At 68.5% G+C, this 1,764-nt stretch carries 2 protein-coding genes; one reads left to right on the forward strand and one right to left on the reverse strand.

From position 1 onward, the window contains the following. Nucleotides 1-756, forward strand: a 756-nt coding sequence (locus AB4Y84_RS20815) for an efflux RND transporter permease subunit (protein WP_442250836.1), incomplete at its 5' end; no start/stop codon positions are given. 279 nt (nucleotides 757-1,035) lie between these two features. Here the strand turns inward: AB4Y84_RS20815 and AB4Y84_RS20820 are convergent. Next, nucleotides 1,036-1,440: a GFA family protein gene (locus AB4Y84_RS20820; RefSeq protein ID WP_025874047.1), complete on the reverse strand. Its 405-nt coding sequence runs from the start codon at nucleotides 1,438-1,440 to the stop codon at nucleotides 1,036-1,038. Between the last annotated feature and the right edge of the window lie 324 nt (nucleotides 1,441-1,764).

Genomic DNA, 1,764 nt, shown 5'->3' on the forward strand with positions numbered 1-1,764 from the left:
GGCCAGTGGTACGTGCGCGGTGGCAACGGTCAGATGGCCTCGTTCGCCAGCTTTGCCAGCAGCCACTGGGCACGTGGGCCGCAGCTGCAGCAGCGTTTCAACGGCCTGCCGGCGATGCAGATCCAGGGCAGCGCGGCCGAAGGGGGCAGCTCGGGTGAAGCGATGCAGCGCATGCAGGCGCTGGTGGCCGATCAACCCGGGTTCGATCTGCAATGGAGCGGGCTGTCCTATCAGGAACAACTGGCCAGCAACCAGACGCTGTACCTGTACGCCGCTTCGATTGCCTTCATCTTCCTGTGCCTGGCCGCGCTCTACGAGAGCTGGACGGTGCCGGTGGCGGTGGTGCTGGTGATTCCGCTGGGCGTGATCGGTACGGTGCTGGCGACCACGGCTGCGGGCTTCGTCAATGACATCTACTTCCAGGTGGGATTGCTGACCACGATTGGATTGTCGGCAAAGAACGCGATCCTGATCGTGGAGTTCGCCGAAGCACGCTACCGCGCCGGCAGTTCAGCGGTGGAAGCGGCACTGCAGGGCGCGCGCCTGCGCCTGCGGCCGATCGTGATGACCTCGCTGGCCTTCGTGGCAGGCGTCATCCCGCTGGCGTTGGCCACCGGCGCCGGCGCGGTCAGCCGGCGTGAAATCGGCATGAGCGTGATCGGCGGCATGCTCTCCGGAACAGTGCTGGCGGTGGTGCTGGTGCCGCTGTTCTTCGTGCTGGTACGGCGGGTGGGCAGGGCGCGGCCGGTGCACTGAGGAGGCCAGGGCCATCGGTTGTCACCGGCCTGCCGCAGCGCCATCACCCGGTCTTGGCCCGGGCATCGGTAGGGTTGATCGTCCCCGTCCCCCACGGAGACCTGCCATGTGGTTGCTTGGCCGACTCTGGCCCTCACGTCCTGCGCTGCCCGCCGTGACGCTGCCGCCTGCAGCGGACATGCCCGCGCGTCGAACGCCGTTGAAGCGTCCGTTGCGCGTCGGCCGGGCCAGCATGGCCCCGTGGCAGAAGGTCGCGCCGCCGCCGCGGCGCAGCCGCCACTAACCGGTGCGATCAGAGGGGTGGTTCACCCCGTCGCTGACCGGAACGGTTCCCAGCGCGAACGGATCGATGCCTTCCAGGCAGGCCACGTTGTAGCCGTACTGGTCCGGGTTGGAGCGGCGGCGGTGGTGCGTGTAGATGCCACAGACGTCGCAGAAGTAGTGCTCGGCCACGTGGGTGTTGAACTGGTACAGGCGCAGATGGGCCTGGCCACGGACGATATGCAGCCCGTCTTCGGCCACGCTGGCGGCGATGGCGCCGCGGCGCCGGCACATCGAACAGTCGCAGCGGCGCGGGTCGACGATGCCCTCGGGCAGGTCCAGCAGCAGCTCGACGGTGCCGCAATGACAGCTGGCGCGATGCTGCGCCTGCACGGCGACGCCGGCCACGGTGGTAATGCCCATCCTCGCTCCCTGTGTACCCTTGGTTGACGCCAGTATGCACCCGCAGGCGCCAGCCTGAACCGTCGTAGATGTCGCCGTGAGGCGGCTTGTGGCTAACTATGCCGCCCCGGGACCCCGACAGGATGCCAGTGAAAGCCGCAGGACGATGGATGACAGGATGTGTGATGGTGCTGCTGGCGCTGTGGGTGGCCGGTCTGCTGACCTACCAGATGCCCGGGCCAGGCTGGCTGGGCGTGACCGCGGCGATGCTGTGGCTGCTGGCCGCCGCCTGGGCGGCCTGGCAGGTGGCGCGCGGCCGTGGCACGCGCCGGCTGTGGGTGGCTT

The organism is Stenotrophomonas sp. 2YAF22 (genome assembly GCF_052114665.1).
Lineage (GTDB): Bacteria > Pseudomonadota > Gammaproteobacteria > Xanthomonadales > Xanthomonadaceae > Stenotrophomonas > Stenotrophomonas indicatrix.

What these genes read in the sequence shown, in the direction of transcription:
- AB4Y84_RS20820 (WP_025874047.1), bottom strand. Translation starts at nt 1,440, where the DNA reads ATGGGCATTACCACCGTGGCCGGCGTCGCCGTGCAGGCGCAGCATCGC.